This is a genomic window from Streptomyces phaeolivaceus, from assembly GCF_009184865.1.
GTDB lineage: Bacteria > Actinomycetota > Actinomycetes > Streptomycetales > Streptomycetaceae > Streptomyces > Streptomyces phaeolivaceus.
On record NZ_CP045096.1, the window covers coordinates 6,235,186 to 6,260,393 of the forward strand.

The 25,208-nt window shown below is 70.3% G+C and carries 22 protein-coding genes and 1 pseudogene; 19 read left to right on the forward strand and 4 right to left on the reverse strand.

Features of this window, described 5'->3' with window-relative positions:
• Positions 1 to 60: 60 nt before the first annotated feature.
• The 5 genes from rpmG to F9278_RS28940 all read left to right on the forward strand — a co-directional run bounded on the left by rpmG (position 61) and on the right by F9278_RS28940 (position 2,683).
• Positions 61 to 225 (forward strand): 50S ribosomal protein L33, encoded by a 165-nt coding sequence (gene rpmG, locus F9278_RS28920; protein WP_037702495.1) that lies wholly within the window; start codon positions 61 to 63, stop codon positions 223 to 225.
• A gap of 5 nt (positions 226 to 230) precedes the next feature.
• The gene (locus F9278_RS28925) at positions 231 to 554 is read left to right on the forward strand and encodes a type B 50S ribosomal protein L31 (RefSeq protein ID WP_152170938.1); all 324 of its coding nucleotides are present in this window, start codon (positions 231 to 233) and stop codon (positions 552 to 554) included.
• A 5-nt stretch (positions 555 to 559) separates the two neighbouring features.
• Positions 560 to 1,798: a CobW family GTP-binding protein gene (locus F9278_RS28930; protein WP_152170939.1), complete on the forward strand. Its 1,239-nt coding sequence runs from the start codon at positions 560 to 562 to the stop codon at positions 1,796 to 1,798.
• Between the two features lie 6 nt (positions 1,799 to 1,804).
• Positions 1,805 to 2,038 (forward strand): 30S ribosomal protein S18, encoded by a 234-nt coding sequence (gene rpsR / locus F9278_RS28935; RefSeq protein ID WP_152170940.1) that lies wholly within the window; start codon positions 1,805 to 1,807, stop codon positions 2,036 to 2,038.
• Positions 2,039 to 2,416: 378 nt separating this feature from the next.
• Positions 2,417 to 2,683 carry a DUF397 domain-containing protein gene (locus tag F9278_RS28940; protein WP_152170941.1) on the forward strand — a complete coding sequence of 89 codons (267 nt, stop codon included), beginning with the start codon at positions 2,417 to 2,419 and terminating at the stop codon, positions 2,681 to 2,683.
• 91 nt (positions 2,684 to 2,774) lie between these two features.
• Here the strand turns inward: F9278_RS28940 and F9278_RS28945 are convergent, their stop codons facing one another.
• Positions 2,775 to 3,290, reverse strand: coding sequence for an ATP-binding protein (locus F9278_RS28945; RefSeq protein WP_152170942.1), 516 nt, complete (start codon positions 3,288 to 3,290; stop codon positions 2,775 to 2,777).
• A gap of 326 nt (positions 3,291 to 3,616) precedes the next feature.
• Between F9278_RS28945 and F9278_RS28950 the strand changes: the two genes are divergently transcribed.
• The 6 genes and pseudogenes from F9278_RS28950 (at position 3,617) to F9278_RS28980 (ending at position 9,565) form a co-directional block, all read left to right on the forward strand.
• Positions 3,617 to 4,441, forward strand: a complete 825-nt coding sequence (locus F9278_RS28950) for a helix-turn-helix domain-containing protein (RefSeq protein ID WP_152170943.1) — start codon at positions 3,617 to 3,619, stop codon at positions 4,439 to 4,441.
• A gap of 120 nt (positions 4,442 to 4,561) precedes the next feature.
• The gene (locus F9278_RS28955) at positions 4,562 to 6,031 is read left to right on the forward strand and encodes an aldehyde dehydrogenase family protein (protein ID WP_152170944.1); all 1,470 of its coding nucleotides are present in this window, start codon (positions 4,562 to 4,564) and stop codon (positions 6,029 to 6,031) included.
• Positions 6,032 to 6,371: 340 nt separating this feature from the next.
• A complete protein-coding gene (locus F9278_RS28960) occupies positions 6,372 to 6,920 on the forward strand; it encodes a DinB family protein (RefSeq protein WP_152170945.1) in 549 nt (182 codons plus the stop codon).
• A 24-nt stretch (positions 6,921 to 6,944) separates the two neighbouring features.
• Complete coding sequence (locus tag F9278_RS28965; protein ID WP_152170946.1) at positions 6,945 to 7,586, forward strand: PadR family transcriptional regulator; 642 nt, start codon at positions 6,945 to 6,947, stop codon at positions 7,584 to 7,586.
• Positions 7,587 to 7,686: 100 nt separating this feature from the next.
• Positions 7,687 to 8,709, forward strand: a complete 1,023-nt coding sequence (locus tag F9278_RS28970; protein ID WP_152170947.1) for an ATP-binding cassette domain-containing protein — start codon at positions 7,687 to 7,689, stop codon at positions 8,707 to 8,709.
• Between the two features lie 92 nt (positions 8,710 to 8,801).
• Positions 8,802 to 9,565: pseudogene (locus tag F9278_RS28980) on the forward strand (ABC transporter permease).
• Between the two features lie 32 nt (positions 9,566 to 9,597).
• Here the strand turns inward: F9278_RS28980 and F9278_RS28985 are convergent.
• The gene (locus F9278_RS28985) at positions 9,598 to 11,037 is read right to left on the reverse strand and encodes a glutamate decarboxylase (RefSeq protein ID WP_152170948.1); all 1,440 of its coding nucleotides are present in this window, start codon (positions 11,035 to 11,037) and stop codon (positions 9,598 to 9,600) included.
• A 205-nt stretch (positions 11,038 to 11,242) separates the two neighbouring features.
• On the opposite strand from F9278_RS28985, the gene F9278_RS28990 reads away from it, so the two are divergent.
• The 3 genes from F9278_RS28990 (at position 11,243) to F9278_RS29005 (ending at position 15,471) form a co-directional block, all read left to right on the forward strand.
• Positions 11,243 to 13,273 (forward strand): helix-turn-helix domain-containing protein, encoded by a 2,031-nt coding sequence (locus tag F9278_RS28990; protein ID WP_152170949.1) that lies wholly within the window; start codon positions 11,243 to 11,245, stop codon positions 13,271 to 13,273.
• 261 nt (positions 13,274 to 13,534) lie between these two features.
• Entirely contained in the window at positions 13,535 to 14,296 is a 762-nt protein-coding gene (locus F9278_RS29000) for a MerR family transcriptional regulator (RefSeq protein ID WP_152170951.1), read from the forward strand.
• Between the two features lie 185 nt (positions 14,297 to 14,481).
• Positions 14,482 to 15,471, forward strand: coding sequence for a DedA family protein (locus tag F9278_RS29005; RefSeq protein WP_152170952.1), 990 nt, complete (start codon positions 14,482 to 14,484; stop codon positions 15,469 to 15,471).
• 138 nt (positions 15,472 to 15,609) lie between these two features.
• Here F9278_RS29005 and F9278_RS29010 read toward each other — a convergent pair whose 3' ends face one another.
• Both F9278_RS29010 and F9278_RS29015 read right to left on the reverse strand, forming a co-directional pair.
• Positions 15,610 to 17,262: a threonine/serine exporter family protein gene (locus F9278_RS29010; RefSeq protein WP_226967008.1), complete on the reverse strand. Its 1,653-nt coding sequence runs from the start codon at positions 17,260 to 17,262 to the stop codon at positions 15,610 to 15,612.
• Between the two features lie 146 nt (positions 17,263 to 17,408).
• Positions 17,409 to 17,900 carry an inorganic diphosphatase gene (locus F9278_RS29015; RefSeq protein ID WP_152170954.1) on the reverse strand — a complete coding sequence of 164 codons (492 nt, stop codon included), beginning with the start codon at positions 17,898 to 17,900 and terminating at the stop codon, positions 17,409 to 17,411.
• A gap of 79 nt (positions 17,901 to 17,979) precedes the next feature.
• Between F9278_RS29015 and dacB the strand changes: the two genes are divergently transcribed.
• From dacB to ftsH, 5 genes are all read left to right on the forward strand, one after another.
• Positions 17,980 to 19,629, forward strand: coding sequence for a D-alanyl-D-alanine carboxypeptidase/D-alanyl-D-alanine endopeptidase (gene dacB / locus F9278_RS29020; RefSeq protein WP_152170955.1), 1,650 nt, complete (start codon positions 17,980 to 17,982; stop codon positions 19,627 to 19,629).
• Between the two features lie 149 nt (positions 19,630 to 19,778).
• Positions 19,779 to 20,903, forward strand: coding sequence for a zinc-dependent metalloprotease (locus F9278_RS29025; RefSeq protein WP_152170956.1), 1,125 nt, complete (start codon positions 19,779 to 19,781; stop codon positions 20,901 to 20,903).
• A 191-nt stretch (positions 20,904 to 21,094) separates the two neighbouring features.
• Positions 21,095 to 22,273, forward strand: coding sequence for a tRNA lysidine(34) synthetase TilS (gene tilS, locus F9278_RS29030; protein ID WP_152170957.1), 1,179 nt, complete (start codon positions 21,095 to 21,097; stop codon positions 22,271 to 22,273).
• A 94-nt stretch (positions 22,274 to 22,367) separates the two neighbouring features.
• The gene (hpt, locus tag F9278_RS29035; RefSeq protein ID WP_046919677.1) at positions 22,368 to 22,928 is read left to right on the forward strand and encodes a hypoxanthine phosphoribosyltransferase; all 561 of its coding nucleotides are present in this window, start codon (positions 22,368 to 22,370) and stop codon (positions 22,926 to 22,928) included.
• A 189-nt stretch (positions 22,929 to 23,117) separates the two neighbouring features.
• Positions 23,118 to 25,133 (forward strand): ATP-dependent zinc metalloprotease FtsH, encoded by a 2,016-nt coding sequence (ftsH, locus tag F9278_RS29040; protein WP_152174195.1) that lies wholly within the window; start codon positions 23,118 to 23,120, stop codon positions 25,131 to 25,133.
• The last annotated feature ends 75 nt before the right edge of the window (positions 25,134 to 25,208 follow it).

Below are 25,208 nucleotides of genomic sequence, written 5' to 3' on the forward strand. Positions count from 1 at the left end.
GTGATGCACCTCTCTCGATCTGGTGATGCAAATGGAAGTCGTTTTCAGTAAGGTATCAGCATGGCACGCAACGAACTCCGCCCGGTCGTCAAACTCCGGTCCACGGCCGGCACCGGTTACACCTACGTCACCCGCAAGAACCGCCGGAACGACCCGGACCGGCTGACGCTGCGCAAGTTCGACCCGAGGGTCGGCCGCCACGTCGACTTCCGAGAGGAGCGCTGACCGCGATGAAGAAGGACATCCACCCGTCGTACGGCCCCGTCGTCTTCCGGGACCGCGCCGCGAACCACACCTTCCTCACCCGCTCGACGATGACGAGCGAGATGGCGAACGGGAAGACGATCGAGTGGGAGGACGGCAACACCTACCCCGTGGTCGACGTCGAGATCTCGAACGTCAGCCACCCCTTCTACACCGGCACCGCCCGCGTCCTGGACACGGCGGGCCGCGTCGAGAAGTTCGAGAAGCGGTACGGCGCCAAGAGCGCCGGAGCGGCCGGAGCGGCCCGGCCGACCGAAGCGACCGCATCGACCGGAAAGAAGCGGGGCTGACCGACGTGACCCAGCTGTCTGTCGCGATCGTCGGCGGGCTGCACGCCGACGCCCGGCGGGCCGCCGTCGAGGCGCTGCTCGCCGGGGTCCCGGGCAGCGTCGCGCTGCACCACGACCTCTCCACCGCCGTCGACGGTCCGGACGCCAAGGTCGTCCGGACCGTCCGGGACGCCGCGGGGCTCATCTCCACCGGTGAGACCCCGCTCGTCAACGACTGCGCCTGCTGCGCCCTGCGCGAGGACCTCGTCCCCGAACTGGAGCGCTTCGCCGACGCGGGCCTGACCCGCCTCGCCGTCGTCGAACTCTGGGACTCGGTCGAACCGAAGGCGATGGCCGAGGTGGTCGCCGCGAGCGGCCTCCGCCTCACCTCGGTGATCACGGCCGTCGACCCGGCCCTCCTCCTGCCCTGCCTCGGCAACGGCGACGACCTCGCCGACCGCGGCCTCGCCGCCGCCTCCACCGACCAGCGCACGGTCGCCGACACCTTCGCCCGCCAACTCGAATACGCCCCGATCCTGGCCGTACTCGACTCGGCGGAGGCGGACGACGAGGACCGAGCCCTGTTGGCCCAACTCCACCCGACGGCCCAGCGGGTGCCCATCGAGAGCCAGGGGGCGCCCCCAGTTCCTGAGGGGCGCGGGGAACTGCGCGACCAGCCACGACGCACCCGCACTCCGCAACGCACCACCACCTCCATGGCGCATCCCGGTTCTCTGCTCACGGCAGCGTTCGCCGGCTTCGACGTGGAAGCCGCCGCGGCAGCCCAGCACCCGGCGTCCGCCCTCCTCCCCACCGACGCCGACGAACACGGCGTCACCACCCTCGTCTGGCACCGCCACCGCCCCTTCCACCCGGAACGCCTCTACGCCGCCCTCGAAGACCTCTGCTGTGCGGCGGCCCGCAGCCGCGGCAGGTTCTGGCTGGCCGAGCGTCCCGACACCCTGCTGCACTGGGACGCGGCCGGCGGCGCCCTGTGCGTGGAGTCGGTCGGCCCCTGGCTCGCCTCGCTCCCGGACGCCGCCTGGGACCTGGTCCCCCCGGTCCGCCGGGCCGCCGCCGCCCTCGACTGGCACCCGGAGCACGGCGACCGCTGCCAGCACCTCGTCTTCACCTCCCCGGGCCTGGACCGCGACGGACTCGAACGGCTCCTGGAGTCCTGCCTGCTCACCGACGCCGAGTACGCCGCCGGACGCGCCGCCTGGGAACGGCTGCCGCGCCCCTTCGACACCTTCCTGGAGGTCTGAACCGCCATGCCCCGCAAGCCGGAGCGCAAGCCCGCCAAGTCCCGCCCCAACCCGCTGGACCAGGCGAAGATCACCTACATCGACTACAAGGACACCGACCTGCTGCGCCGGTTCATCTCCGACCGGGGCAAGATCCGCAGCCGCCGCGTCACCCGGGTCACCGCCCGGCAGCAGCGGCAGCTCGCCCGCGCCGTCAAGAACGCCCGCGAGATGGCCCTCCTGCCCTACGCCACCCGCTGACACCCCCCACCCGGCCCCGGGGAGGCTCCACCGCCCCCCGGGGCCGGTCGTTTTCCGCCATTCCGCGCACACCGGACTCCCGGCCCTGAACCACCCGGATCCCCACCCCGTACGGAGAGACAGGGGCCCCGGACGGAACAGGATCGGCCTGTCGTACGTCTCACCGGTGCTGTAACCACGGCGATACCCCGCGTGCACGTGCATCCGCTCATGCATCAGCACATGAACAAAGCTATGATCCGGGGCAGTTGACTACTGCATCACTGGCATCACTGGCATCACTGGCATCACTGGCATCACTGGCATCACTGGCATCACTGGCCACACCAGTGCCCATGCGCACCAAGCGCATCACTGCACCACCCCGGGGAGCGACCTGTGGACCACGACGTGTACGGCGTGGATGACGTGTACAACGGCATGGCCGCGACGGAGCTGACCCGGCTCCACGCGGTGGCCTGGCAGAAGAGCCGGCACAGCAACTCGCAGGGCAACTGCGTGGAGTTCGCCCGGCTGCCCGGCGGTGAGGTGGCGGTGCGCAACTCCCGCTTCCCGGACGGTCCGGCGCTCGTCTACACCCGCGCCGAGATCGAGGCGATGCTCCTGGGCGTCAAGGACGGCGAGTTCGACCATCTGGTCGGATGACACCCGCCAACCCCCGCCCGGCGGCGGGGAGTCGGTGGGCCTGATGATGTGACACGCGTAGAACCGCGGCGCCGAAAAGCGCCGCGGTTCATCAGTGGGCGGACGACAGGCCCGGTCCCGCGGGCACCTGGAACAGTGCCCACACCACCTTGCCGCTGAGCGAGCCGCCCAGCGGATGCCAGCCCCAGCTGTCCGTGAACGAGTCGACCAGGAACAGCCCGCGCCCGGACTCCGCCGAGAAGTCCTCGGAGCCGCCGGCGACCGGACTGTCGTGACTGGGGTCGCGCACCGCGCACACCAGCCGCTCGGTCCAGCGCATCAAGTGCAGCCGTACCGGCGGGTCCTGGGCCGGGCGGAGCCCGTTCGAGGTGGGCAGGCCGTGCCGCAGGGCGTTGGTGACGAGTTCCGAGACCACGAGACAGACGTCGTCGAAGCGGTCCGCCAGCTGCCACTGGTCGAGCGTGCCTCGGGTGAACTGCCGCGCCTCGCGCACCGCTTCGTAGCGGGGTGGCAGCGCGCAGGACGCGGAGTCGGACACGGTCGCGGGATCAAGTGGCGGAAGTCCCTGCCGTAAGGGTTCGAGCATGGTCGATCCATTCGTCCCCATGCGAGGCACTCCCGAGAGTTCGCGGTCGTTGCGATGCAGCGGTGGCGCGGGACCATGGTTTCTGATGCGTACAGCAGATGCAAGGGCAGATGCACGTGCACGCGCCCGAAATGGACCTCCCCATACCGCTTGCTCAACATTTCTTCTCTCGCCCCGCACCGGGTACTCCCTCGCCTCATACGTCTCAGATGTTGAAGACTTTCCATTTCTGTAACCGGGCGAGTGCGGATCGGAGTGGTTTAGTGGCAGACTGCGGCCCTTGAAGAAGTCGGGGAGGCTGGACGAACGTGGGCGCCGGTGAATCGAGTGGGTCGGTGGTGAGGCGGATGCTGCTGGGCTCGCATCTCAGGCGGCTGCGCGAGTCGCAGGGGATCACCCGTGAGAAGGCCGGGTACTCGATCCGCTCCTCGGAGTCGAAGATCAGTCGGATGGAACTCGGCCGGGTCAGCTTCAAGACCCGTGACGTGGAGGACCTGTTGACCCTCTACGGCGTCACCGGCGACACCGAGCGCACCTCGCTGCTCTCCCTGGCCAAGGAGGCCAATGTCGCCGGCTGGTGGCACAGCTACTCGGACGTGCTGCCGAGCTGGTTCCCCACCTATGTCGGCCTCGAAGCGGCGGCCCATCTCATCCGCAGCTACGAAGTCCAGTTCGTGCACGGCCTGTTGCAGACCGAGGCGTACGCCCACGCGGTGGTCTCCCGGGGCATGAAGGGCGCGAGCGAGGCCGAGATCGACAAGCGGGTGGCGCTGCGCATGGAGCGCCAGAAGTATCTGGTGGCCGAGAGCGCCCCGGAGTTCCACTGCGTCCTCGACGAGGCCGCGCTGCGCCGGCCGTACGGCGACCGTGAGGTGATGCGCGGTCAGCTCCAGCATCTGATCGAGATCTCGGAGCGCCCGAACGTCCGGCTCCAGGTCATGCCGTTCAGCTTCGGCGGCCACTCCGGCGAGAGCGGCGCCTTCACGGTGCTGAGCTTCGCCGAGTCCGACCTCACCGACGTCGTCTATCTCGAACAGCTCACCAGCGCGCTCTATCTGGACAAGCGCGAGGACATCGCCCAGTACGAGCGGGCGATCCGGCAGCTCCAGGACGACAGCCCGTCCCCGTCCGAGAGCCGCGACCTGTTGCGGGGCCTGCTCCAGCTCTCCTGACGCTCACCGGCTTCCCTGAGAGTCTTCACAGAGTCTCCCGAGTCGCTCTCCAACTCCCTTTACCCACCAGTACGATGACGAGTGATCAATCTTGATCGACGCCGACTGATTGAGGATCACATGTCGTCCAACTCGTCCTACTTCACCGACCTGGCCCAGCAGTACATCGGCGGCGAGTGGCGCCCGGGCTCGGGCTCCTGGGACATCATCGACTTCAACCCGTACGACGACGCGAAGCTCGCGTCGATCACCATCGCCACGGTCGATGAGGTGGACGAGGCCTACAAGGCCGCGCAGACGGCCCAGAAGGCATGGGCCGAGGTCAACGCCTACGCGCGGCGCGCGGTCTTCGAGAAGGCCCTCAAGGTCATCGAGGAGCGCGAGCAGGAGATCACCGAGGTGATCATCGCCGAGCTGGGCGGCACGCACCTGAAGGCCGGGTTCGAACTGCACCTCGCCAAGGAGTTCCTGCGCGAATCGATTCAGCTCGCGCTGCGCCCCGAGGGCCGGATCCTCCCGTCGCCGACCGACGGCAAGGAGAACCGCCTCTACCGCGTACCGGTCGGTGTCGTGGGCGTCATCAGCCCCTTCAACTTCCCCTTCCTGCTCTCCCTCAAGTCGGTCGCCCCGGCCCTCGCCCTCGGCAACGGCGTGGTGCTGAAGCCGCACCAGAACACCCCGATCGCCGGTGGCACCCTGGTCGCGAAGATCTTCGAGGAGGCCGGCCTGCCCGGCGGGCTGCTGAACGTCGTCGTCACCGACATCGCCGAGATCGGCGACGCCTTCATCGCGCACCCCATCCCCAAGCTGATCTCCTTCACCGGCTCCGACAAGGTCGGCCGCCATGTCGCCACCGTCGCCGCCTCGACCTTCAAGCGCACCATCCTCGAACTGGGCGGCAACAGCGCCCTCGTGGTCCTGGACGACGCGGACATCGACTACGCCGTCGACGCGGCCGTCTTCTCCCGCTACGTCCACCAGGGCCAGGTCTGCATGGCCGCCAACCGTGTGCTGGTGGACCGCTCGATCCAGGCCGAGTTCACCGAGAAGTTCGTCGCCAAGGTGAAGTCCCTGAAGGTCGGCGACCCGAGCGACCCGCAGACGGTCATCGGTCCGGTCATCAACTCCTCCCAGGCGGACTCCCTCAAGGCCGTCGTCGAGCAGGCCCTCGCCGAGGGCGCCACCGCGCTCGTGCACGGCACCACGACCGACAACCTGGTCTCGCCGTCCGTCCTCACCGACGTCCCCGCCGGCTCCGCCCTCCTCCGGCAGGAGGTCTTCGGTCCCGTCGCCTTCCTCATCCCCTTCGACGGCGAGGAGGAGGCCGTCCGCCTCGTCAACGACACCCCGTACGGCCTCAGCGGCGCCGTGCACACGGGCGACATCGAGCGGGGCGTCGCGTTCGCCAAGCAGATCGACACCGGCATGTTCCACGTCAACGACGGCACGGTCCACGACGAGCCGCTCGTCCCCTTCGGCGGCGAGAAGCACTCCGGCATCGGCCGCCTCAACGGCGAGACCACGGTGGACGCCTTCACCACCCAGAAGTGGATCTCGGTCCAGCACGGGCGGAGCTTCTTCCCGTTCTAGGGCCGCCGGGCGCGTCGTAGCTCGGGGGTGGGGGTTATTTGGCGGGTGCGGGTGCGGGTGCGGGTGCGGGTGCGGGTGCGTCGTGGTTGCTCGCGCAGTTCCCCGCGCCCCTGAAAAAGCGGGGCTGCGCCCCTGCTCTTTCGGCCCGAAAGGGCCGTAGGCCCTTAAGGGGCGCGGGGAACTGCGCGAGAAGCCCCACCGGACCCGCACCCGCCAACGAACCCCCACCCCCGAGCCACGAGGCACTCTTGCGGACAGAACCTGACCGCAAGGGCCAGTAGCTTCGTCGGTGTCAGAGGGACTCGCCCGGAGCCCCCGACCCGACGAGAGGCAGCCGGCCATGGTCATGCACGTGCGCGCGGAGGACACCGTCGACGAGCGCGGAGCGCTCCTCGCCTTCCTGGCGGAGCAGCGCGGCGGTCTGCGCCGTTCGGTGCTCGGCCTCACCGACGAGCAGGCGTCGGGCAAGCCCAGCGCCAGTGACCTCTCCCTCGCCGGACTCGTCAAGCACGTGGCCGAGACCGAGCAGTGGTGGGTGGCCATGGCCAAGGGCGAGGAACCGGCCGTACGCCGGGACCCGTCGAACTGGCACGAGTGTTTCGTCCTGGTCGGCGACGAGACCGTGGAGTCCCAGCTCGCGTACTGGGAGAAGGTCGCCGCCGAGACGGAGGCCTTCCTCCGCACGGCGCCCAGCCTCGACGACACCTTCGGGCTGCCGGACATGCCGTGGTTCCCCCCGAACGAGCGGGTCTCCCTGCGCTGGCTGGGCCTCCACCTCATCCGCGAGACCGCCCGGCACGCGGGCCACGCCGACGTCATCCGCGAGTCCCTGGACGGCGCCACCGCCTTCGAACTGGTGGCCAAGGAGCAGGGCACGAGCGGGGGCTGACGTCAAGGGTCCTACGCTGGCCCCATGTCAGCGATCCGTCTTCTCGTGCTGGGCGCGGTGCGCCAGCACGGGCGGGCCCACGGCTACCAGGTGCGCAACGACCTGGAGTACTGGGGCGCGCACGAGTGGTCCAACGCCAAGCCCGGCTCGATCTACCACGCCCTGAAGCAGATGGCGAAACAGGGGCTGCTGCTCGCGCACGAGATCGCCCCCTCCACGGCCGGCGGGCCGCCCCGCACGGAGTACGAGATCACGGAGAAGGGCACCGAGGAGTACCTCAGGCTGGTGCGCGAGTCCCTCACGGACTACGACCAGAAGCCGGACATCCTCTCCGCCGGGCTCGGCTGCATGGTCGACCTCGGCCGGGAGGAGGTCCTCGGGCTGCTGGAGGAGCGCGTGCGGTCCATCGAGCAGTGGCGCAGGGCCGTCACCGACTACTACATCCCCGAGGACGGCCCCGGCCAACTCGGTCACATCGGCGAGATCATGAACTTCTGGGTCCACTCCGCGGACTCCGGCGCCGAGTGGACCCGCGGCCTCGTCGAGCGCATCCGCGGCGGCGCCTACACCTTCGCGGGGGAGGGCGAACCCTTCGTCGGCGTCCTCGGGCAGGGCCAGAAGAACCCGTACGCGACGGGGGAGCGGCACCCGGGAGACGACCGCTAGCCGCTAATCAAGTTTGACCATCCGGCTGGGAGGGGTTACTTTCATTCGAGGCAAGGTAGTCAAGTTTGACTAATGTGATGTGCTGGCGAGGGAGATCTCCATGGCCGATCAGGCGATCACTGTCGAAGGGGTCCGCAAGAAATACGGCGGCAAGGTCGGGAAGGGCGGCAAGGTCGGGAAGGGCGGGAAGGGCGGCAAAGTAGCCCTCGACGGGCTCGACCTCCAGGTGGCGCGCGGCACCGTGCACGGGGTGCTCGGGCCCAACGGCGCGGGCAAGACGACCCTGGTCAGGATTCTGGCCACGCTGCTGCGGCCGGACGCGGGCCGGGTCGAGGTGGCGGGGCACGACGTGGTGGCACGCGCGCGTGAGGTGCGGTTCCGGATCGGCCTCCTCGGCCAGCACGCCGCGCTCGACGAGGAGCTCGGCGGCCGGCAGAACCTGGAGATGTTCGGCCGCCTCTACCACCTGGGCGCCCGCCCCGCGCGCGTGCGGGCCGGCGAACTCCTGGCCCGGTTCGGCCTCGCCGACACCGGCCGCAAGGCCGTCAAGCAGTACAGCGGCGGTATGCGGCGCCGCCTGGACCTCGCCGCGTCGCTCATCACCGAACCTGAGGTGCTGTTCCTGGACGAGCCGACGACCGGCCTCGACCCCCGTGGCCGCACCGAGGTCTGGGACTCCGTCCGCTCCCTGGTCGGCGGCGGTACGACGGTCCTGCTCACCACCCAGTACCTGGAGGAGGCCGACCAACTCGCCGACCGTATCTCGGTCGTCGACGGCGGCCGGGTCGTCGCCGACGGCACGGCGGACGAGCTGAAGCGGCGGACCGGCGGCGACCGTATCGACGTCGTCCTGCGCGACGCGGGCCAACTGGGCTCGGCCGTGGCCCTGTTGCCCGTCCCCAAGGACGACATCACGGTCGACACGGACCGCCGCCGCCTCAGCGCCCCGGTCACCGACCGCATGACGGCCCTCACCGCGGTCGTCCGCACCCTCGCGGACGCCGGCATCGAGGCCGAGGACATAGCCCTGCGCCGCCCGACCCTGGACGAGGTGTTCCTGCACCTCACCGGCGACGACAGGACACCCGGGGACGACCGTACGAAGGAGGCCGTACGAGCATGACGACCACGACCACGACCGCGACCTCGTCCACGACCTCGACGACGCCCCCGCGCACCGCCGCGGGCGCGCACGCCCTCACCGACTCCTGGACCATGACCCGCCGCGAACTCGCCCACTGGGCAAGGCAACCGGTGCAACTGCTCGTGGGGCTGGTCTTCCCCGTGATGCTGCTGCTGATGTTCGGCTATCTGATCGGCGGCGGTCGCGGGGTGACCGGCGACTATCTCGACTACCTGGTCCCCGGCATGCTCGCGCTCACCATGGCCTTCGGCCTGGAGGGCACGATGCTCGCCGTCACCCAGGACCTCAACAAAGGGGTGATCGACCTCCCCCACTCTCGACTTCGCTCGACCGGGGGGACCCCCATCGCTCGATGCCGATGACCAACGGGGCGGTCCTGGTGGGCCGTTCGGTCGCGGACATGCTCCAGTCGGCGGTGGGCCTGGCGGTCCTCCTCGCCGTCGCGTTCGCGCTCGGCTGGCGCGCGCACGACGGCCCGGCCGCCTTCCTGGGCGCGGTCGGCCTGCTGCTCCTCTTCCGCTTCGCCATGCTGTGGATCGGCATCCACCTCGCGATGGTGGCGGGCAGACCCGAACTCCTCACCGCCGTACAGATCCTGGTCTGGCCGGTCGGTTTCCTCTCCAACGCCCTGGCCACCCCCGACTCCATGCCGGCCTGGCTCGGCACGGTCGTCGAATGGAACCCGATGTCCCACACGGCCACGGCCGTACGCGACCTCTTCGGCACCCCGGGCGCCGAAACGGACCACCTCTGGACGGCGATCGCCTGGCCCCTGGCCCTGCTGGCGGTCTTCTTCCCACTGGCGATCCGCAGATTCGCCCGCCTGAGCAAGTGACCCCCGGCCGCCTAGGGTCCATCAGAAGGACCCTAGTGATGAAACCCGGTGGCCGCCCCTTTGTCCCGAACCGCCGGCCCCGACTGCCGCCGGAGTTCGGGCAGCAGCAGCCCGAGATCCTCCAGGAAGAGTTCCGCGAGATCGGACGTGAACCCGTTCCGGCACACCACCCGGATCACGGACAGGTCCTCCCGGTTCTCCGGGAAGGTGTACGCGGGCACCAGCCACCCCTTCTCCCGCATCCGCCGCGCCACATCGAACACGTCGTACGCGGTCACCCCCTCCTCCGTGGTGAACGCGAACACCGGCAACTCGTCCCCGCGCGTGAGCATCCGGAAGTCCCCGAACTTCCCGACCTCCTCCGCGAGCCCGATCGCCACGTCCCGCGTCGACTGCTGCACCGCCCGATACCCCTCCCGCCCGAGCCGCAGGAACGTGTAGTACTGCGCCACGACCTGCGCCCCGGGCCGGGAGAAGTTCAGCGCGAAGGTGGGCATGTCCCCGCCCAGATAGTTCACCCGGAACACCAGCTCCTCCGGCAGCTCCGCGGCGGACCGCCACAGCGCCCAGCCCACCCCCGGATACACCAGCCCGTACTTGTGCCCGGAGGTGTTGATGGACGCCACCCGGGGCAGCCGGAAGTCCCACACCAGCTCCTCGTCGAGGAACGGCGCGACCATGGCGCCGGACGCGCCGTCCACGTGCACGGGCACATCGAGACCCGTACGCCCCTGAAGCTCGTCGAGCGCCGCGCACAACTCCGCGATCGGCTCGTACGACCCGTCGAAGGTCGACCCGAGCACCCCCACGACCCCGATGGTGTTCTCGTCGCACAGCGCCGCTGCCGCCGCCGGGTCGAGATGGAACCGGTCGCCCTCCATGGGCACCTGCCGGGCCTCCACCTCCCAGAAGTTGCAGAACTTCTCCCAGCAGACCTGGACGTTGACCCCCATGACCAGATTGGGCCGGGCGCCCGGCGAGGGATACCGGTCGGCGTTCCGCTTCGCCCACCGCCGCTTGAGGGCCATCCCGGCGAGCATGCAGGCCTCGCTGGACCCGGTGGTCGAGCAGCCGACGGCGGCGGCCGGGTCCGGGGCGTTCCACAGATCGGCGAGGATCGCCACACAGCGCCGCTCCAACTCGGCGGTCCGCGGGTACTCGTCCTTGTCGATCATGTTCTTGTCACGGCACTCGCCCATCAGGACCCCGGCCTCGGGCTCCATCCAGGTGGTGACGAAGGTGGCCAGGTTCAGCCGCGAGTTGCCGTCCAGCATCAGTTCGTCGTGCACGACCTGGTACGCCGTGGAAGGGGCCAGCGGCGCGTTCGGGAGCCGGTGCTTGGGCGGGGCCTCGGTCATGTCGCCGACCGGGTTGGCCTGGCCGTAGAAGGGGTTCACGGCGAGCCGGTGCCCGCCGTTCCGGTCACGCCCGGCGTCCTGCGGGGCGTCGCTGTCCCATCGGTGCAGTGGCATGTCTTCGACGGTAGGTCCGCCGCCGGGGACTCGCACCTCGCACGTGTGCGCGAGGAGCGCGAGGGGCTCATGAGGATGATGTGCTGTTCACGTCATCGGTCCACTACCCTGCCGAAGGCGCACCAGGTGCGACAAGAGCGAACACGGCAGGTGGAGTTGAGCGACCGGTGGACCCGCGCGCGGTGACCGGGGAGGGATGGCGAAAGTGCCCACCCTTGACTACCTGATCAACGACCGGCCGGCGCTGGGCCTGCGATTCCTGCAGCCGGGCCATGTCTCCCGGCACGGCGCGACCCGGGTCACCGAGGTCGTCACCCGGCCCCTGGCCGAGCCGCCCCCCACGCTCGACACCCCGTTCGAAAACGGGACGCTGTACCTGGCCGTCCTGCCCACCCCGGACGCGCCCCTTCCGTCACCCCCCGACATCCGGGCCCCCGACATCCGGGCCCTCGACATCCGGGCCCTCGACCACCTGATCCGCCTCCTGGCCAGGCACAAGGCGGCCGGCCTGGTCCTCGCCACCCCCGGCCACGACCTCCACACCCTCCCCGACGGCCCCCTCACCACCGCGAACCGCCTGGAACTCCCCCTCCTGACGACCTCCGCCGAGCCCACCGCCTGGGACGACGTCAACGAGGACCTCCGCCTGCGCCGCGCCCAGTACGCCGAACGCCAGGTCGAACACCTCGAAGGCCTCCTCAACCGCCTCCCGACCCGCCTCGCCGACCCCACGGCGGCCCACCGCATCGCCGACTGGCTCTCCAGGGCCCTGGACGCCGAGGTCACCGTCACCTCCCCGCACCACGGCACTCTCGCCACCGCCCCCGACAACACCCCCACGGACCCGTCCCGCACCACCCGCCCGGACGCCCCCGCGCACACCCGGATCGTCGCCATCGCCTCGGGAGCACCGGAGGCCCCGGGCGGCCGGGGGCACCCGGGCGCGGGCGCCGAGGCCCGGCTCGCCGTCGTCTCCCGTGCGCCCTTCGACAGCGCCGGCGCGACCCTGATCCAGCACGCGGCGAAGCTTCTCGGGCTGTGCGACCAGGCCCGCCGGGAGCACCAGGTGCGGACGGAGACACCGCGGGCGGTCCGGCACGCCGCGTTCCAGTTGCTCATGCGGGGCGAGACGGTGCTGGCGCAGGTGGTCTACACGGGCGCCGCCCAGGCCCTGCTGGACACCGACACGGCCCGGGTCTACGTCGTCGACACGGGCCCCGAGGAGCGCGAGGCCACCCTCGGCTGGTGCGAGCGGGCCCTGGCCGACCGGGCCATCGTGTCCGCCTGTCCGGGCAAGCCGAAGCACATCCTGATCCTCGACCCCGCCCGGGAGAGCGACCGGGTGGAGGCGGTCCTCAAGGAGATGATCGCCGCCCGCCGGGGTCATCTGCTGGGCCAGAGCCGCCCGCACCCGCTCGCCGAGACGGCCGTCGGCTATCTGGAGGCGCTGACGGCGGTGGGCGACGCGGCCGGGACCCCGCACCGCATCGGGCTGGGCGGCGCCAGGGCCAAGTTCGCGCCCCTGCTCCCCAGACGGCAGGCGAAGGCCTGGGCCGCCGCCCTGATGTCCCCGCTCCTCGACGACTTCCCGGGCCGGGGCGACGAGCGGAAACTGCTGCTGGAGACCCTCCCGACCGCCCTCAGCTTCAAGCACACGGAAGCCGCCGGCGGCCTCGGCGTCCATCGCAACACCATCACCCAGCGCCTCGACCGAGCGAGCCGGATCCTCACCCTCGATCTGCGCGGCTCGGCCAACGACCGCGTCCTGACCCTCCTCGCCCTCGACATCCTGGCCCTGCCGAACCCACCCACCGAAGCCCCCGAGCCCGCACGGTCCGCTGAGCCCGCTGAGCCCGCTGAGCCCGCCGAGGCCTCCCCGCCCACCGACTTCGCCGCGCTGATCGCCGCCGGAGCCGCCGACGGCGGCCCCACGGCCTGGGCGGAGGAGCGGCTGCGCCCCGTACGGGCCGATCAACGCGACCTCGTCGAGACGCTCTGCGTCTGGCTGGAGAACGACCTGAGCACCAGGGAGACCGCCCGCACCCTGGGCCTGTCCGAGGCCACCGTCCGCAACCACACCCGGGACGCCGCCGCCCTGCTCGGCATGGACTTCTCCACCAAGATGGTCGGCATCACCGACACCGACGTGGTGACCGTCGCCGACATCGCCCTCGCCCTGCACGTCCTGCTGGGCCGCCCGGCCCTGACCCAGCCGCCCCGCCACCGCACGGGCTGAGCGCCCTCGCCGGACCGTCGACAAAACGCCTGGCCCGCACCCCCGTGCCGGGCCGAGCGTCTCGTCCACGGAGCCACCGTAGGGAGATCCCCGGCGGCGGGCCATCGCACAAATGCACAGTCCACGCGCCACGGCTTCGCGTTGTGCACAGTGGGACGCGTGCGACCGGCCGGAGGCGAGGACTTGCACCTCACGCCACGTGAGGCCCCAGCCTGGAACACGTACCGAGAAAGGGACACGCAAGGGAAAGGGAGCCGAAGCATGGGCCACACCGTGGGACAGGTCGCGGGCTTCGCCGGCATCACGGTGCGCACACTGCACCACTACGACGAGATCGGCCTGCTCGTACCGAGCGAGCGCACCCACGCGGGTCACCGCCGCTACGGCGACGGCGACCTCGACCGGCTCCAGCAGGTCCTGTTCTACCGGGAACTCGGCTTTCCCCTCGACGAGGTCGCGACCCTGCTCGACGACCCGGAAGCGGACCCGCGGGCGCATCTGCGCCGCCAGCACGAACTGCTGACCGCCCGGATCGAGAAGCTGCGGAAGATGGCCGCGGCCGTGGAACACGCCATGGAGGCAAGGAAGATGGGCATCAACCTCACCCCCGAGGAACGGTTCGAGGTCTTCGGTGACAAGGACCCCGAGCAGTACGCGGAGGAGGCGGAACAGCGCTGGGGCGGCACGGAGGCGTACGCCGAGTCGCGGCGCCGCACCGCCACGTACACCAAGGACGACTGGAAGCGCATGCAGGACGAGGTGGCCGACTGGGGCGCGCGCTACGCCGCCCTGATGGCCGCCGGAGAGGAGCCGACCGGCGAGGCGGCCATGAACATGGCCGAGGAGCACCGGCAGCACATCAACACCTGGTTCTACGACTGCCCGTACGAGATGCACCAGGGCCTCGGCGAGATGTACGTCTCCGACGAGCGCTTCAAGGCTTTCTACGACGCCACGCGCCCCGGACTCGCCGAGCATCTGCGGGACGCGATCAACGCGAACGCGGACCGGCGGCGCCCCTGACCCCACCGCCGCCCCACGGCCGACGGCCCCGCTGACCACACAGCTTGGTCTCAGTGCGGCCACAGGGCACTCTGGAGGAGCCGGTGGAACCTAGTGGGGTGACCGTGCGTTGATAGCTTTGGTCACCCCTATGGGTCCTCACCCACAGGCCCTCACTTTCTCTCACCCCCCAGGAGCCCGGAACCGTGCAGACGATCGCCCTCGGACCGAGTTGGCTGGATCCGGACTATCTGCTCAACTCGTTCGGTATCTGGGGCCTGCTCCTGATCGTTTTCGCCGAGTCCGGCCTGCTCATCGGCTTCTTCCTGCCGGGTGACTCGCTGCTGTTCACGGCGGGCATGCTGATCGCCACCGATGTGCTGGACTTCCCGCTCTGGGCGGCCATCGTCCTGATCTGCGTCTCCGCGATCCTGGGCGACCAGGCGGGCTACATGTTCGGCAAGAAGGTCGGCCCCTCGCTCTTCAAGCGGCCCGACTCCCGCCTGTTCAAGCAGGAGAACGTCACCAAGGCCCACGAGTTCTTCGAGAAGCACGGCCCGAAGTCCCTGGTCCTGGCCCGCTTCGTGCCCATCGTGCGGACGTTCACGCCGATCATCGCGGGCGTCAGCGGCATGCGGTACCGCACCTTCCTCATCTTCAACGTCGTCGGCGGCATCCTCTGGGGCGCGGGCGTCACCCTCCTCGGCTCCTGGCTCGGGCAGATCGAGTTCGTCAGGACCAACATCGAGGCGATGCTGCTCCTGATCGTCTTCATCTCGGTGCTGCCGATCATCGTCGAACTCCTCAAGGCGAGGAAGGCGAAGGAGAACCAGCCCCAGCAGCAGACCCCGGCCGCGACCCCCCCGGTCATGGACGACGCCACCACCCAGCTCCGCCGCATCCCCCCGACCGACCCCCAGCAGCAGCCGTACGACCCGAACCAGGGCTACGACAACCAGGGCTACGACAACCAGGGCTACGACAACCAGGGCTACGACAACCAGGGCTACGACAACCAGGGCTACGACAACCAGGGTTACGGCAACCAGCAGCAGGGCTACCAGGACACCTACGGCTACCAGCAGCCTCACCACCAACAGCAGCAGCCGTACGCCCAGCAGTACCCCCAGCCCGACCAGTACCCCCAGAACACCAACCAACAGGGCTACCAGGGCCAGGACTACCCGCAGTACTGACCGCCCAGCCCGACTCACCCGCGCTCCTGTCACCGGGGGCGCGGGTGCTTTTGCTTTTGAGGGGCGCGGGGAACTGCGCGAGAAGCCCCACCGGGCCCGCACCGGCCAACAAGCCGGCAGCCCCGAGCTATCAGGCGCTCAGAAGCCCCGAGTCCTCTTCGCCGACTTACGCCCCGCCCGCGCAGCCCCCGGCAGGAACAACCGGAACAGCTCCGACCCCAGGTTCACCCCGATCGCGATGGCCATCGCAAGCGCCGCCGCCTTCGTCAGCGACACCAACCCCGCGTCCACATCGTTCTGCGCGAACCCCAACAGCCCGAAATACGTGGCCGACCCCGGCAACAGGGGACCGATCGCCGCCGTCGTGTACGGCAGCGCGGAGGCGAACCGGTACCGCGACAGCAGCTGCCCGAACAGCCCCACCAGGCCCGCCGCCACCGCCGTGGAGGCCACCGGCGAGATCTCGCCCACCTCGTGCATCGCCCCGTAGACGGCCCACGCCACACCCCCGTTGAGGGTCACCGCGAGCACGGTGGATCGTTCCTGCTGAAGCAGTACCGCGAAGGTCAGCGCCAGCAGCATCGACGCCCCGAGCTGCAGCAGCGGCCGGTCCGCGCTGCCGAGCGCCGCGTCCGGGTTCAGCTCGGCGCCCAGCTTCACGCCGAAGTACAGGACCAGCAGCACCCCCACCACGATGCCCACGAAGAGGTACATGACCTCCAGGAGCCGGGCGGAGGCGGTGATGTAGAAGCCGGTCAGCCCGTCCTGCACCCCGGCCACCAGCGCCCGCCCCGGCAGCAGCGCGAAAAGCCCACCGGTGATCACGGCGGACGCCTCCACGTCCACGTGCGTCACGGTCAGCGCCACCCCGATCGCCGCCGGCGGCATCGCCGCCACCAGGAACTGGTAGAACTCCGGCAGCCCCCGCCCCGAGCAGAGCCACGCCAGCCGGTCGCCGAGCATCGCGCCCAGCGCGGCGGCGACGAAGACGACGACCCCACCGCCGACCAGCACGGACGCCGCGCCCGCCAGCAGCCCGCTGGCCACGGTCAGCGCCCAGCCGGGGTACGGGTGCCGGTTGCGCCGCATCTCCGCGAGCCGCCGATAGGCCTCCTCCAGCGAGATCGCGCTCTCCGGGTCGCTGAGGTCGTCCACCAGATGGAAGACGGCCGCGAGCCGGGTGTAGTCGGTGACCCGGCGCCGGACGATCCGGGACGCCGTGACCGGGTCGTCCACCAGCGAGGGCTGATAGGTGACCGACAACTGGGTGAAGGTCACCGTCGGCTCGCAGCGGTCGAGGCCGTAGGACCGGCACACGGCGAACATCGCCGCCTCCACGTCCTCCGCGCCCTCGCCGCCCGCGAGCAGCAGTTCGCCGATCCGCAGGGTGAGGTCGAGCACACGCGGCACGGCGGGCCCCGTATCGCCCTCCGCGCGCGCCGGCGGCTCCGGCGCGGGCCGCTCCGCCACCGGCATCCGCAGCATCGTGCGCATCCGGTCCTGCCAGGGCACGTCCTTGGTCAGACTGACGACCGGGATCCCGCTGGGCGGCGTGAACGCCACCGGCGCGTGCCGCGCGCTGTAGGTCCGCGGCACGCTGAACGCGGACCCCTCCTGCTCCGTCACCACCGGCTCGGGCGGCGCCAGCCCCTCGGGCAGCGCGAACTCGGAGGTCGTCTGCGCCTCGGTCTCCGTCGGCGCGGCGGGCATGTCCAGCCCGGCCGGGATCGCGAACTCCGACGTCACCGACCCGTCACCGTCGACGCCCAGGGCGTTCTCGGACTCCGTCACTCCCACTCCGCCGCGCTCCCTGTACGACACCTCGGTACGCCTCAGTATGCGCACCGGCACGCACTGGTACGCGAACGGGCCGCGCAACCCTCAAGGGGTCGCGCGGCCCGTGGGCGGAGACAGACCCGGCCGGAGCCGGACGCGGCTCAGTGGCCGCCCTGCTCCTTGAAGCGCTTGTACGACTTCTCGACCTCGGCCTCCGCCTCGGAACGGCCGACCCAGTCGGCGCCCTCGACGGACTTGCCGGGCTCCAGGTCCTTGTAGACCTCGAAGAAGTGCTGGATCTCCAGGCGGTCGAACTCCGAGACGTGGTGGATGTCACGCAGGTGCTCCTGGCGCGGATCCGTCGCCGGCACGCAGAGCAGCTTGTCGTCGCCGCCGGCCTCGTCCGTCATCCGGAACATACCGATCGCACGGCACTTGATGAGGCAGCCCGGGAAGGTCGGCTCGTCCAGGATGACCAGCGCGTCCAACGGGTCGCCGTCCTCGCCGAGGGTGTTCTCGACGAAGCCGTAGTCGGTCGGGTAGGCGGTCGAGGTGAAGAGGCGACGGTCCAGGCGGATCCGACCGGTCTCGTGGTCCACCTCGTACTTGTTCCGTGAACCCTTCGGAATCTCGATCGTGACGTCGAACTCCACCGGTGACTCCTCCATGATCAACACATAGTTCTGGTGGTTAAGTGTCCCTCACGCAGGTGTGTGATCGCGAAAGGGGCTGGTGGTCGTGCGGGAGCCGAAGGTCTGGCGGGCCGCGAGACCGCGTGTGGCGCGGGTGGTGCACGGCGTGAAACCGGGGATCGCGCGCGTCACGCGCGCCGTGAAGCCCGGTGCCGCGCGCGCCGCGCAGGTCGTGAAACCCGGCGTCGTACGCGTCACGAGCGCCGTCACGGCACGCTCTTCGCAGCTCGCGAGGAGCACGAAGAAGCTCACGACCCTCCAGTTCACCGCCGGCGCGGCCACCCTGGGGCTGGTGTTCTCGGCCGGGGCGGTGGCCGCCGCCGGACCCTGGGACTCCTCCGGTCAGCGTACGGCCGAGCGCGACTGGGCGGCATCGCGCGACGGCCGAGGTGGCGCAGATCACGGACGTAATTCCGGTACGTCGTCCGGCACGGCGGGGGCGCTCAAACCCGCGCCGAGCGCCCCCTCGGTGCTCGCCGGCCTCGGCGCAACCGCGGGCGCGGACACCACGCCCGAGTCCGCCGCCCTCGCGGCGGCCCTCGACCCGTATCTGAACTCACCCGTCCTGGGCCCCCGCCGCGCCGCCGCCGTCGTGGACGTCGAGACCGGCGAGCGGCTGTACTCCCAGAACGCGGACGAGGCCCTGACCCCCGCCTCCACCACCAAGATCGCCACGGCCGTCGCGGCGCTCTCGGCGCTCGGCCCCGACCACCGCGTCGAGACCCGCGCGGTCCTGGACCCCGACTCCGCCGAGGTCGTCCTCGTCGGCGGCGGCGACCCGACCCTCACCGCCCACAAGGACACCGGCGGGTACGCGAGCCTGCGCACTCTCGCCGACCGGACGGCCGCCGCCCTCGACAAGCGTCACCTGAACGAGATCACCCTCACCTACGACACCTCCCTGTACGAGGGCCCCGAGCAGCACACCATCGGCGTGAACCCCAACCTCGCCCTGGTCGTCCCCCTCATGGCCGACGAGGGCCGCCTCGACGACTCGTCCAGCGGCAGCGCGGACCGCGACCCGGATCCGGCTGCGGCGGCGACCGCGAAGTTCGCGGACCTCCTGGAGGACCGGGGCATCAAGGCGAGGACCGGGGGCTCCGCAGAGGCCGCCAAGAACGCCAAGGAACTCGCCGCCGTCTCCTCCCCGCCCCTCTCCACCCTGGTGGAGCGCATGCTCACCGAGAGCGACAACGACATCGCCGAGGCCCTCGCCCGGCAGATCGCGCTCGCGACGGGGGAGGCGCCGAGCTTCGAGGGCGGCGCGGCGGCCATCAGGAAAGAACTCAGGAAGCTCGAAGTCCCCCTCGACGGCGTCGAGTTCGCGGACGGCAGCGGCCTCAGCCGGGGCAACCGCCTCACCCCCGCCCTGCTCACCACCCTCCTGGCCAAGTCCGCCGCCCCCTCCCACCCCGAACTCCGCCCCGTCCTCACCGGCCTCCCCGTGGCCGGCTTCACCGGCACCCTCCGCACCCGCTACGCCGACGACGCCACCGGCACCGGCCTCGTCCGCGCCAAGACCGGCACCCTGAGCAACGTGAACACCCTCGCCGGCACGGTCGTAGACGCCGACGGCCGCCTCCTCGCCTTCGCCTTCCTCGCCACGGAGACGGACACCGCCAACACGGACCCGGCAAAGAAGGCCCTGACAGACGCCACCTCGACCCTGGCTACATGCGGCTGCCGCTGAGGGGAAGACAGGGGCGCAGCCCCAAGCCTTCAGGGGCGCGGGGAACTGCGCGAGAAGCCCCACCCACCCGCACGTACCCACCGGCCCCAAGGCGCCCCCCACCTGTCACGGCCTGCCCCAAGCGGCAGCGCTCCCGTACGGTTGACAACATGACTCGTATCGGTGGTGCCGAGATGGTCGACTGGAATCTCGCGGTGGCGACCGCGACCCGGCTCGTGCGGCCGGGCCCCGAGGTGAGCCGCGACGAGGCCAGGGCCATCGTCGCCGAGCTCCGCCGGCACGCGAAGGCGTCGGAGGAACACGTCCGCGCCTTCACCCGGATGCTGCCCGACACCGGTGACGACACCCCCGTGCTGGTCGTGGACCGGCCCGGCTGGGTCCGGGCCAACGTCGCCGGTTTCCGGGAGTTGCTGAAGCCGCTGCTGGACAAGATGCAGGAACGTCGCGGCAACACCCCGGGCGGGGCCGTCCTCGGCGCGGTCGGCGGCAAGGTCACCGGCGTCGAACTGGGCATGCTCCTGTCGTTCCTGTCCTCCCGGGTGCTGGGCCAGTACGAGACGTTCGCCCCGGCGACCCGTGAACTCCCGGCGGGCGAGAACGGCGGCGGCCGACTCCTCCTCGTCGCGCCGAACATCGTGCACGTGGAGCGCGAACTCGACGTACAGCCCCACGACTTCCGCCTCTGGGTCTGTCTGCACGAGGAGACGCACCGCACGCAGTTCACGGCGGTCCCCTGGCTGCGGGACCACCTGGAGGGCGAGATCCAGTCGTTCCTGGGGGAGACCGAGGTCGACCCCACGACCTTCCTGGAGCGCATCCGGGAGGCCGCCCAGTCACTCGCGGGTGGCAGGCCCGAGGGAGAGGTGGGCGACGACGGTCACTCGATCGTGGAGTTGGTGCAGACCCCCGCCCAGCGCGAGATCCTCGGCCGGCTGACCGCCGTCATGTCCCTCCTGGAGGGTCACGCCGACTTCGTGATGGACGGCGTCGGCCCGGCCGTCGTGCCCTCGGTCGCCGAGATCCGGGAGAAGTTCCAGCAGCGCCGGGCGAAGGGCGCCTCAAGGCTGGACCTTGCGCTGCGCAAACTGCTGGGCCTGGACGCCAAGCTCAGGCAGTACAGGGACGGTGAGCGGTTCGTACGGGCGGTCGTCGAACAGGTCGGCATGGACGGTTTCAACCGGGTGTGGACCTCCCCGAACACCCTGCCGACCAAGGCGGAGATCGCCAAACCGGCGGACTGGGTCGCGCGGGTGCATCGCAAGGCGGAGTCGTGAGCCGCGCGTGAGCGTGGTGAACGAATCCGGCCGACGGCAGGCAAACGCTCCTCCAATCACCCGTCCGAGGGACCGTGAGCGAGGGGTAGGCGTGCAATGCTCGGGGAACGGCCCGGTTCTGTCACCATCTACACACTCTGCGTGACCGAACTCGGGCTCACCCCCCGACAATTTCATGAAGGGAACCGGACATGGGTCCCCACCCCGCGGTCGCGGCGATACGCCTGGCGGTCCGCCGCGTACTCCACGACCTCCTCACCGAACACCACACGAACACCACCCCTCACGCGCCCGCCCGCGCGACCTCTGGCACGCCGTCCGGCGCGCCCTCGGTCGCGGGCGCACAACTGGTGCCCACGCCCCCCACGGCCGTACCCCCCGCGGCCGTGTCCGTCGATGTCAGGCTCGGCGTGTCCGCGCGCGCGGGTGTCGCGCACCCCGGGTCCGCCGCGCACGAGCGGCCCCTCGTGCTCGTGGCGTGCTCCGGCGGCGCCGACTCCATGGCGCTCGCCTCCGCCCTCGCCTTCGAGGCGCCCAAGCTCGGCGTCCGGGCCGGCGGCATCACCGTCGACCACGGACTGCAGCCCGGCTCCGATCTGCGCGCCGAGGAAGTCGCCCTGCGCCTGAGGGAACTCGGCCTCGACCCGGTCGAGTCCGTCGCCGTGACCGTCGGCCGCGACGGCGGCCCCGAGGCCGCCGCCCGGGACGCCCGCTACGGCGCCCTGGACGACGCGCTGCAACGCCACGGCGGCACCGCCGTCCTGCTCGGCCACACCCGCGACGACCAAGCCGAAACCGTCCTGCTCGGTCTCGCCCGCGGCTCCGGCATCCGCTCCCTGTCCGGTATGGCCGCGGTCTCGGGGGCCGACGGCCGTTACCGCCGCCCCTTCCTCGGGCTCGACCGGCAGACCGCCCGCAAGGCCTGCATGGTCCAGTCGCTGCCCGTGTGGGACGACCCGCACAACGCCGATCCCGCCTACACCCGGTCCCGGCTCCGGCACGAGGGCCTGCCCGCCCTGGAGAAGGCGCTCGGCAAGGGCGTCGTCGAGGCACTCGCCCGTACGGCCCAGCTCTCCCGGGACGACGCCGACGCCCTCGACACCTGGGCCCGCCAGGCCGAGGCGTCCGTGCGCGACGCCGCGGGCCTGCTGGAGTGCGCGAAGCTCTACGCCCTGCCGCCCGCCGTACGCCGCCGGATCCTGCGCCGGGCCGCCATCGAGGCCGGTGCCCCGGCCGGTTCGCTCTTCGCCCGGCACATCGAGGAGGTCGACCGCCTCATCACCGGCTGGCGCGGCCAGGGGGCCATCAATCTCCCCGGCCGGGTCGTCGCCCAGCGCCAGGGTGGCAGACTGGTGATTCGGCAAGGCTGAATCCGGACGCCGAAAGGGGCCCTCACAAGGGCCCCGAACCCCCGCACGGGACGCGGGCGTCCGGGAGCGGCCCTGGGACGACCGACCGAAAGTGATGCGGGTGGACGCGAAAGACATGGGTGCCGACCTCAAAGAGGTGCTCATCACCAAGGAAGAGATCGACGCGAAGCTGGTCGAGCTGGCCGCGAAGATCGACGCGGAGTACGCGGGCAAGGACCTGCTGATCGTCGGAGTCCTCAAGGGCGCGGTGATGGTCATGGCGGACCTCGCCCGTGCGCTGTCCACCCCGGTCACCATGGACTGGATGGCCGTGTCCTCCTACGGCGCGGGCACCCAGTCCTCGGGTGTGGTGCGGATCCTCAAGGACCTCGACACCGACATCAAGGGCAAGCACGTCCTGATCGTCGAGGACATCATCGACTCGGGGCTGACGCTGTCGTGGCTGATCTCCAACCTCGGCTCCCGCGAGCCCGAGTCCCTGAAGATCTGCACCCTGCTGCGCAAGCCCGACGCCGCCAAGGTCGCCATCGACGTGGAGTGGGTCGGCTTCGACATCCCCAACGAGTTCGTCGTGGGCTACGGCCTCGACTTCGCCGAGAAGTACCGCAACCTCCCGTTCGTCGGTACGCTCGCGCCCCACGTCTACGGCGGTTGAACCGGTTCCGGCCGACCCCCGTAAGACGCTCGGGAACCCCAGCGGGTTTCGCGCCGTTGGAGCATGCGAGGACGGGATTGCCGACAGTCCCCTGCGGCTTCGGGTGACAAAGCTGGGGTACCGTCCGAAGAACAGTCCTTTATCAAACTCACTATGGCAGGAGGGACGGGGCGGCACCGCTCCGTATGGATGGACGTGAAGCGATACTTCCGTGGGCCAGTCATGTGGATCGTGCTGGCCGTCCTTGCCGTGGTCGTGTTGATGCAGGTCGTCGGCTCGTCCGGCGGCTACAAGACGGTGGACACCGGCCAGGTGGTCCAGGCGATCAATGACAACAAGGTCAAAGAGGCCAAGCTGACCACCGGCGAGGAGCAGCTCCTCAAGGTGCAGCTCAAGGACGGCCAGAAGATCGAGGACAGCTCGAAGATCCAGGCGAGCTACATCGGCGACCAGGGCGTCACCCTCGCCAACACCCTTCAGGACAAGTTCCAGAACAAGCAGATCCCCGACGGCTACACGGTCTCCCCGACCAAGCAGAACGCTTTCGTCGGCATCCTGCTGTCCCTGCTCCCCTTCGTCCTGATCGTGGTCGTCTTCCTGTTCCTGATGAACCAGATGCAGGGCGGCGGCTCCCGGGTCATGAACTTCGGGAAGTCCAAGGCCAAGCTCATCACCAAGGACACCCCGAAGACGACGTTCTCGGACGTCGCCGGCGCGGACGAGGCGGTCGAGGAACTCCACGAGATCAAGGAGTTCCTCCAGGAGCCCGCCAAGTTCCAGGCCGTCGGCGCCAAGATCCCGAAGGGTGTGCTGCTGTACGGCCCGCCCGGTACGGGCAAGACGCTGCTGGCGCGCGCCGTCGCCGGCGAGGCGGGCGTCCCCTTCTACTCGATCTCCGGTTCCGACTTCGTCGAGATGTTCGTCGGTGTCGGTGCCTCCCGGGTCCGTGACCTCTTCGAGCAGGCCAAGGCGAACGCCCCGGCGATCGTCTTCGTCGACGAGATCGACGCGGTCGGCCGCCACCGCGGCGCCGGCCTCGGCGGTGGTCACGACGAGCGCGAGCAGACGCTGAACCAGCTGCTCGTCGAGATGGACGGCTTCGACGTCAAGGGCGGCGTGATCCTCATCGCCGCGACGAACCGGCCGGACATCCTCGACCCGGCGCTGCTGCGTCCGGGCCGTTTCGACCGTCAGATCGCCGTCGACCGCCCGGACATGCAGGGCCGTCTGGAGATCCTGAAGGTCCACCAGAAGGGCAAGCCGGTCGCGCCCGACGTCGACCTCGGCGCCGTCGCCCGCCGCACCCCCGGTATGACGGGTGCCGATCTCTCCAACGTCCTGAACGAGGCCGCGCTCCTGACGGCCCGCAGCGACAAGAAGCTGATCGACAACCACATGCTGGACGAGGCGATCGACCGCGTGATCGCGGGCCCGCAGAAGCGGACCCGGATCATGTCGGACAAGGAGAAGAAGATCACCGCGTACCACGAGGGCGGACACGCCCTGGTCGCGGCGGCCTCGCCGAACTCCGACCCGGTCCACAAGATCACGATCCTGTCGAGAGGCCGTGCCCTCGGGTACACGATGGTCCTGCCGGACGAGGACAAGTACTCGACCACCCGTAACGAGATGCTCGACCAGCTCGGCTACATGATGGGTGGCCGCGCCGCCGAGGAACTGGTCTTCCACGACCCGACCACCGGCGCCGCGAACGACATCGAGAAGGCCACCGGTCTGGCCCGCGCGATGGTCACGCAGTACGGCATGACCGAGCGTCTCGGCGCCATCAAGTTCGGCGGCGACAACACCGAGCCGTTCCTCGGACGTGAGATGGCTCACCAGCGCGACTACTCGGAAGAGGTCGCCGCGCTGGTGGACGAGGAAGTCAAGAAGCTCATCGAGAACGCGCACAACGAGGCCTGGGAGATCCTGGTCGAGAACCGCGACGTCCTCGACAACCTGGTGCTTCAGCTGTTGGAGAAGGAGACGCTGGGCAAGGAGCAGATCGCCGAGATCTTCGCCTCCATCGTCAAGCGCCCGGCCCGGCCCGCCTGGACCGGCTCCTCCCGCCGCACCCCCTCCACCCGTCCGCCGGTGCTCTCCCCCCGGGAGCTCGCACTGACGAACGGCGCCAACGGCGCGACGCCGGCGATCACCACCAAGGCGCCCGTCGACGCGACCCCGGAGGAAAGCCCGGAGAGCTGACGCCAGACCGCAGAGAACCGGCCATCGGGAGCCCCGGCTCCCGGCCCCGGCTGCCTCATCGGTCCCGGAATGGAT